9 protein-coding genes and 3 pseudogenes are annotated in these 7850 nt (G+C 41.6%); 1 reads left to right on the top strand and 11 read right to left on the bottom strand.

The window, feature by feature from the left end:
• Window positions 1-234: 234 nt before the first annotated feature.
• From C5470_RS20745 to C5470_RS20725, 5 genes and pseudogenes are all read right to left on the bottom strand, one after another.
• Window positions 235-543, bottom strand: coding sequence for a hypothetical protein (locus C5470_RS20745; RefSeq protein WP_166291642.1), 309 nt, complete (start codon window positions 541-543; stop codon window positions 235-237).
• A gap of 827 nt (window positions 544-1370) precedes the next feature.
• Window positions 1371-1655, bottom strand: a complete 285-nt coding sequence (locus C5470_RS20740; protein WP_339917147.1) for a LysR substrate-binding domain-containing protein — start codon at window positions 1653-1655, stop codon at window positions 1371-1373.
• Between the two features lie 235 nt (window positions 1656-1890).
• Window positions 1891-2469, bottom strand: a complete 579-nt coding sequence (locus tag C5470_RS20735; protein ID WP_166291640.1) for a YceI family protein — start codon at window positions 2467-2469, stop codon at window positions 1891-1893.
• Between the two features lie 26 nt (window positions 2470-2495).
• Window positions 2496-3050 (bottom strand): cytochrome b, encoded by a 555-nt coding sequence (locus C5470_RS20730; protein ID WP_166291638.1) that lies wholly within the window; start codon window positions 3048-3050, stop codon window positions 2496-2498.
• Between the two features lie 370 nt (window positions 3051-3420).
• A pseudogene (locus C5470_RS20725) lies at window positions 3421-4688 on the bottom strand (IS4 family transposase).
• A gap of 272 nt (window positions 4689-4960) precedes the next feature.
• On the opposite strand from C5470_RS20725, the pseudogene C5470_RS20720 reads away from it, so the two are divergent.
• Window positions 4961-5774 (top strand): annotated as a pseudogene (locus C5470_RS20720) (IS630 family transposase).
• 541 nt (window positions 5775-6315) lie between these two features.
• Here the strand turns inward: C5470_RS20720 and C5470_RS20715 are convergent.
• The 6 genes and pseudogenes from C5470_RS20715 to C5470_RS20695 all read right to left on the bottom strand — a co-directional run.
• On the bottom strand, window positions 6316-6465 hold the full coding sequence (locus C5470_RS20715) for a type I toxin-antitoxin system Hok/Gef family toxin (RefSeq protein WP_166291636.1): 150 nt from the start codon (window positions 6463-6465) through the stop codon (window positions 6316-6318).
• 206 nt (window positions 6466-6671) lie between these two features.
• Window positions 6672-6950, bottom strand: a complete 279-nt coding sequence (locus tag C5470_RS20710; RefSeq protein WP_242688249.1) for a hypothetical protein — start codon at window positions 6948-6950, stop codon at window positions 6672-6674.
• Window positions 6931-7083 (bottom strand): hypothetical protein, encoded by a 153-nt coding sequence (locus C5470_RS23105; RefSeq protein ID WP_242688248.1) that lies wholly within the window; start codon window positions 7081-7083, stop codon window positions 6931-6933. Before C5470_RS23105 ends, C5470_RS20710 begins: the two co-directional genes overlap by 20 nt.
• Window positions 7084-7116: 33 nt before the next feature.
• Complete coding sequence (locus C5470_RS20705; RefSeq protein WP_166291634.1) at window positions 7117-7356, bottom strand: DUF1799 domain-containing protein; 240 nt, start codon at window positions 7354-7356, stop codon at window positions 7117-7119.
• 53 nt (window positions 7357-7409) lie between these two features.
• Window positions 7410-7544, bottom strand: a complete 135-nt coding sequence (locus C5470_RS23885) for a phage tail assembly chaperone (RefSeq protein WP_166291632.1) — start codon at window positions 7542-7544, stop codon at window positions 7410-7412.
• A 139-nt stretch (window positions 7545-7683) separates the two neighbouring features.
• Window positions 7684-7850 (bottom strand): annotated as a pseudogene (locus C5470_RS20695) (ISAs1 family transposase); the annotation flags it as partial.

Below are 7850 nucleotides of genomic sequence, written 5' to 3'. Positions count from 1 at the left end.
ATAATCAGAAAGGGAAAGAGAACCCGCTAAGACAGGTAAGTGCTGAGCGGTGACAAACTGACGTCCAGTATGAATAGAAGGTTCCCGTTTTCGAATGAATAAGGTCATAAAAGATCTGCGCTTAAAAGAAGTACGCAGATCTTAACGGATAACACGCGCCTTTTGCGACACCCTCGCACTGGGCGAGGGTTTACGGCGGGTCTTGCTAAATATAGAGTTAACTCTTAAGAATCTTTATACCCAAGTAAATTCAGCTTCGGTAGTTTGAGTAGCGTCCAAATTTGTGGCTGTAATTTTATAGTAATAAATAGCGTTAGGAGGTGCATTTAATAATTTATTTTCTCCGGGCCAGACATCAATAGAATTATAGAATTCATATTCTCCAAATGGAGAAGCCCAGAAATTTGAAACCCTAATTACTGCTTGGCCTTTGTTTGTTATTACTATATTATTCCACCGAATAGGAATGGCTATATTCCCATTTTTATAAGCTTCGCTGGTTTGACCAGGGTTTAGAAATAGTTTAAAATTTGTTAATATCATATTGGTTTCCTTATTATTACAGTTATTTGATTGCCTATATATCAGATGATTTTATCTGTAAGATTTAACTTAACACTTATCCTGAATAGTTAAATGTTGAAGTTTATCAGTAATGTAAAAGGAATAAGGTAAACATAAAAGCGATAAGGAGAATCTCTGCATGGGCTTTAATCGCGATAAAACTTGTTGCTTGTATGGATGCATCAAAGATTATCGAATCATTTCCTTGTAAGAAAGTGGCCGGATTAATTAAAAGATAAGTATTACGATTGCTCTCCTAATTTATTGATTTTAACTAATTCCGTCAGAAAACTGGAATTACATCCGCGGCGATAACAGTTGGTTTTCCCACTGTTCGTGTGTTTTATGAGTTTATTAAAGCGCAGCACCTGATTTCAATTGTTACAAATCAAGAGTATCATCCAAGGCTTGAAATGGCGGTAAGTCTTTAAGATTTCTTGGTCTTTTTAGTATATAAAAAGATTTAGTTCAATATAGGCTACCGAGGATACTCGGTAGCTGGATTTAGATAGTAATTTCAAACCCATTCAAATTCGCCTTTCATATTAAAGTTCCAATGAAAAAATCCACTCCTAGGCGGATCTGAATATTCTTTAATTTCATAATCCGGATATCGTTGACTACTCCTGATTTTGATTGCTGGGCAAGCCCATGAAAGTCAATCAGCGCTCCCTTGACTTGACAACGAAGGCAGTCTTGATGGTCGCACGCAATTTGATGAACAGGCTTATCAGGACCGCAATGTTGTCGAATGTTTAGTCCCAGATATTGATGGTACGATAATTTCCATTCAATTGAAGGAGCCGTTATGGGGCAGATTTTACACCGGTGCGCCACTTGGTGAGATAAAACCAACGGGCAAGTGTTTTCGCATGATATGCACTATTTTCCAGTAGCTCACGATTAAAGGTCAGTAATATATCAATGTCATCTTCAATAACATCACGTGGCATCAATTGCGTATCACACAATAACATTAAATTAGGGTGAAGGCGGGCAAATTTAGCTAATAATGGCGCTAATAATTGGCTGCCTGCTTCGCTGAGAATCGTTATTTTCAGCGTGCCGTTTAATAAACGGTCAGTACTCACGATTATCATTTTATTTGACGGTTTTATTCTGGAGCGAGTATTAAGTGCGCTCTTGCTGTTTGTCACGTTTATGTGTATCACTGCGTCTCGTACCGTCGCAATTGTGATTATTAACAGACAGATCCCTTCACCTCAAACACGTGCCAGTTATGGTTCATTGCAAATTAAGAATAAAAACCTGGTATTAACCAGGTTTTTATTTTATTTATTCAGTTTACGCTAAGTAATTGGGGTATTACTTTTCCCTAACGCCTTCGACAGAAATCAGTAAATCCGCTTCCTGTGATTTAGGGCCTAAATCTGCCTTGAAATTAAAGTCTTTCAGGTTGATTTTACCATAAGCTTCAAAACCTGCGCGGTAACCACCCCATGGATCTTTACCTTCTCCCATCAGTACTGCATTCAATACCACTGGCTTAGTCACACCATTTAAAGTCAGATCACCTGTAATAGTATATTTATTCCCGTCCTTTTTCACTTCGGTTGAAGTAAATTTTGCTTCAGGGTATTTCTCTGTATTAAAGTAATCTTTACTACGCAGATGCTTATCACGTTCGGCGTGGTTAGTGTCCAGGCTGGCTATTTTAATCGTCACATCAACTTTATCCGCCGCCGGATTTTTCTCATCAAAGGTGAAAGAACCATCAAAATCCTTAAATGATCCATATAACCAGCTATAACCCAAATGTTGAACGCGGAATTCAATAAAGGCGTGCTGACCCGGTATATCAATTTTATAATTGGCTGCTAATGCAGAACTTGCATTCAATAACAATGCACCCGCAGTCAGGCCAAGTAACGTCTTCTTCAACATATTATTCTCCATAATCGTTTTTTGTATTATTCAGGACGGAAACCCAACATACGTTTCAGGGTTGCATCACGGTCAATAAAATGGTGTTTTAACGCAGCAACAGCATGTAATAGCGATAAAATCACCACAGTCCAGGCAAGGTAAAGATGAATCATTCCAGCAGTATCTGCCTGTTTGCCCTGACCGGTTAATGTGGCTGGCACAGTAAACCAGTCAAAGACAGAAATCGGCTGCCCATCAGCAGTCGAAATTAAATAACCACTAATCAGAATGCTAAACAGTAAAATATACAACAGAATATGTACTAAAACAGAGCTGATCCTAGTCAGGATGCTATAACTGGCTAAAGGTTTTGGTGGTGGAGAAATAAAACGCCATATAACACGCACAACCATCGCTATCAGCAGCACTATTCCGATACTTTTATGAATTTCAGGTGCCCCGTGATACCACGTATCGTAATACCCTAATGTCACCATCCACAGTCCCAGTGCAAACATGCCATACACGGTCAGTGCAACCAACCAGTGTAAAAGGACAGATAAATGACCAAATTGGTTAGAAGTATTCTTCCAAAGCATAGTAGTTCCTTTTTAGGTCAATGCTGGTAAGCTATTTTTTGGATTCATTAAATCATAAACGATATTAATTTCTTTTTTTAAAAAAATTTCAACAAATAATTTGCAAAAGATTTTCAATTTTAATCAATGAGATTCACTTAAAATAAAAAAACATTAAATAACAATGAAATAAAAACAAACCGCATTAATAATAATGCCCAAAAACATATAATATATATTTTTTTGTTATATTGTTTCTTGGATTTTAACTAATGTGAAAATCAATTTTTTATTTTCTTTTTATGAGAAGTATAATTACCTAAAAAAACAAGTTGCTATGATAAAAAACAAAATATCGTTTTCAATTTAATATTTTATCATACACTGAACCTTAAGTATTAAGCCTCTCGAAAATACCCTCCAACCCATTATTTTTATTGTATTTTCCTTGGGGCAACTTCAACGCATTTTTGGCGAGATATTTCAGGGCCCAATTCAGAGGGTGTTCTATTTCCGACCCGGCATGATGAATAATCGCGCTCAATATCGGCAATAACCCGACATCAACATTTTTGGCTGCCTTGAGAAAGGAAACTGAAGGCAAAAACCGCCTCGCCAGACTGCGCCGGACTATCAACGCCAGCAGACTTGCCCAGATGAGCCCCTCCGCTATCGCTTTCTGGCCGGTCGCAAAACTTGTCCAGTGGGTGTGGGATTTTAGTTCCCTGAACAGCAGTTCGACCTGCCAGCGACAGCGATAGACCGCCATGATGTCATCGGCGGTAAAGTGGGATGGCGGCAGATTGGTGAACCAAAAACAAAAGCGTTTTTCCGACGCAAACCAACGCCGGATGACCCGAAATTCGAATCGGCCACGCCGACAGGTGAAATCCAGTACTTCAGCACGGTTGTTTTTGCGACTAATCTCCCGGAGTTTTTTGCCCGCCAGTGTCGGTAATTGTCGCCCCTGTCCATTTCGGGCGCTGACAATCAGGGGATTAAGCGACTGGCTTCCCCGAACGATAAATGAACCCCCGGACAGGGAAAGTTGCTCGAAGTACCCGAAATCCACGTAACCGGCATCCGCCAGCAGCAATTTATTGCGTAAGGTGTGAGGGGCAGGCAGATAAGCCCGCTCAGAGGCCGTGTCTGCGGTCACCGTCATGGCGATGGGCGATTGGCTGAACAAAGACAGGGTCATATGGCACTCAACCGCCGCCGTCAAGGGACTGAAACGACAGGGAAAAACCCCGGCTAACTCGGGATGAACGTTGAATGAGCGGCCATCCTGCAAGAGGATATCGTCAAACTGGCTGAATTTTTTGGGTAAGGGGGCAAAGCTTTTTCAATCAACTGAGCCATGGCAAACGTCACCCGCGTCTTCATAAAATCGGCGAAAGCGCTTTTACGCAACTGATTATGGAAGGGCTTATAGGCGACAGTGTGTTTTTCACTCAGACACATGCCGTTAAATTGCCGGTGCAGGTCAGCGATGGAGGTGCAGTTTCCTTTGCTCAGTGCGGCTATCAAACTGAGAACCAGAGACTGTGGCCCAATATTTCTGAGTCGTTCCATAAAGCCACCTCGGCGGGCGGTTTTTTCAAGAAAAGTGTGACTGAAGAATGGCATTAACTGAAGTTTTGTGGAGATAATTGTCATCGGCTTTATTCTCTGATCTCGGTATTTTGTTTGGCGACAATTATCAGATCATAAATAAAGCCTTTTTTCTATCTAAAATAACCGGTTGGCGCTAAAGATCCTGTTTATGAGTATTCTAATATTGCCATGCAGACAATATCAGGATAGGCGTGATATTCAACTCCATTCTTGATTATGGGAATGTATAGTTTTGGTTCAATAAATCCTTCTTTTATACCCGTGATTATTGAAACTGCTTGATTTTCCCCAAACTAAGGCTCATGGTATCCGTCATGAAAATATTCATTACCGATGAACAGAAAGCCGAACTCGAACACCTTCATCACACCTGCCGTGATAAGAGGGAATGTGATCGCATCAAAGCGGTTCTGCTGGCCTCTGAGGGCTGGAGTTCTGTCATGATCGCTCAGGCCCTGCGTCTGCATGAAACGACGGTTAATCGTCATATCAGCGATGACCTTAATCACCGCAAACTGAAGCCCGAAAATGGCGGCTCTCAGAGCCACCTCAGCGAAACACAGACGCAGGAACTTATCGCTTATCTGACCGCGGATCTTCTGCCCACCACACAGGCGGTTATCCGTCTTGTCGAAGAATGGTGGGATACGCAAAGGCCAGAAAACCGCAGTGAAAACCACGGGAAGCTGTACCCGTCTGAATCTGATGGGGGCCCTGAATCTGGCCGATATCAGCAAAACCGTGGTACGCGAATATGATCGTATCGACAGTTATCACATCGCAGAATTTTTCATTGCCCTGCGTGAAACCTATCCGGTCAGTCAGAAGGTTCATATTATCCTTGACGGAGCCGGTTATCACCGGAGTGAGTTGGTGAAAGACTGGGCTTATGTGATGAATATTGAGCTTCATGACTTACCGCCATATAGCCCGAATCTGAACCCGATAGAAAGGCTATGGAAAGTGATGAATGAAAAAGTCAGAAATAATCGTTACTTCGCCTCGGCGGCCTTGTTCAGGCAGGCGATACATCACTTTTTTACGGAAATATTACCGGAACTTGCCGGGAACCTGTCGTGCCGTATTAATGACAACTTCCAGGTTCTGAATCCTGCATCTTCAAGTTAAGTGGGTATAAAAGATAAGACCCAATGAATGTCATTTTACCTTTCTTGAAAACTCCATGTTCATACGACTCTGCCCATTCATCAGTGATTTCTTTTATCCTTAGACACTGAACCCCACAAACATTAGATAATCCATTCTGAGTTAAATAAGGAATCCCATTCTCAAGGACTCCCATTTCAATCCCATTGATTGTAGTCTCTTGCCTGACATCAATATCCAACGGAATAGATTTTAGCGAGGAGGATCTCTTTTCCATAGTTTTTAACCTTAACTTTATGTTTTTAAATAAAATTTAGGGTGTTCTCTTTGTCATCTTCAACTGCATAATTTAAGTACATATCACTACCGCACAATACATTAATTATCCTAATGTTTTGTGCGGTAGTATCTAAAATGTGATGTTGATATGGTTTTAGGCGGAATAAGCCGTTCTTTGCCCACGCAAGGAAAAGCCCAAAAAAGGCTCTAATTTAGTCAAAAGGGCGCTTGAGAGCCATGCTCAACAACAAGAGATGGCGGGGATTGCTCCCCGCCGTTGCTCTTACTTGGTTTCGTAATCCATGAAAACAGCAACCTCCGTTTGGCCGCTTCGGATGCGAACCTCACAGAGGTCCTTCCTCGTGACCAGCACAGCCGCTAAAGCGGTGATACAAATAACGATGGCGATAAATATCGCTTTTTGCTGTTTCATGGTTAGCGTCTCCTTGCCTTTCGGCGTGTAAGAGGCTAATCTTATGTTGTCAAGCATAAAGATGGGCCTCAAATTGATTGAAAGATCATTTGGGGCTTTCTTCTATCCGCTCCAGCACGCCAGAGACAGATAGTCTCAAGCGCCCGCCCAAAATATACCAAAGTGAAATATATATATATTACGCTATCCTTAACCTGCCACACCGACTATGCAGCCAATCTATGCAGTTCTTCAAGCAGTGGTCGCTTATGATTCTTTTCATAAATGCCCGTCAGTGTACTTTTATGCTGTTCATAATCCCATCCCATAGAGATGAAAACAGTGTTGGCTCTCTGCAACTCAGTGACACAGCGGATCTGCTCTGGTGTTAGATAGTCACTGATAGGCTCTTTCTTGTCGATTTCATGATGGACGCGGAACTTAGCCGCTGTCATACCCAAGGCTATCCGGTTAATAAGATCAGCCTCATTGCTGAAATGGCGCACGAAGTGGCTTACCTCCAGACTTGCGGATTTCAAATCCGATAGTTCCAAACTCATCAAAATCAGCTTTGTTCCTATCAACCAGTTTAATTACGGTGTCATGCTCACGATCAACACCATCAGACGTGTGAAGCATATAAAAGAAAGCCTCAGTGAATACCAAGGCTGATTAACTATTTTCTGAATGCATGATTATTAGAGCTTCACGTTCCATCACTCCAATATCATTAAATACGGTCGTGCGGTCCTTTACATCAATTAAGTCCATAACTTGAGCCAATACATTATAATCAAGCCCTGTTGCCCCACATGCTCCTGTTCTCCATTGCGTAGACATAGCCTGGAATACAAGAAATGATCCCCACACATCAGGCCAAACTTCAACGTCATCAGCGATATCACCGAGCATTTCCAATTCAAATTCAGAAGGAGGTTTTGTATATAATGCCCGCGCAACCGCAATTAGTTTTTTTCGCGGAACAGGCCAAGGGACTTGTAATAAGTGGTGATTATGGCTTCGTAAGCCTGAGGATAATTATCAAGTAATATATCCAGGTTTTCTTGATTAAATTCGTGTTCTTTAAACCCCCCAACCATTCGCAATAGACATGATGAATTTATCGTTCGTCATCCCTTCCTGTTTTTCCATTTCAGCCAGTTTGCTTAACGGATAATGCTTGAACTCAAATGTTAACTCACCCTCACCACTAGGGCGCGAGCATACTTTGATTAATCATCATCCAAAGAAGACTCTCGCCCGATAACCATCGCTCCAGCCGGCTTTTTTAAGCTTATTCCTTTGACTTGGCGCACCGCAATCACATTGTTTCAGCATATTTAAAACAAAACGCCGGAATAACGCCAAATTCTCAATGGCTCCGTCCAGAACGATACGTGAATCAT

It is taken from the genome of Photorhabdus stackebrandtii (genome assembly GCF_011189495.1).
In the GTDB taxonomy this organism is placed as follows: Bacteria; Pseudomonadota; Gammaproteobacteria; order Enterobacterales; family Enterobacteriaceae; genus Photorhabdus; species Photorhabdus khanii.
The sequence above is the reverse complement of the archived record's forward strand: the minus strand, read 5'-3'. Positions and strand labels throughout refer to the sequence as shown.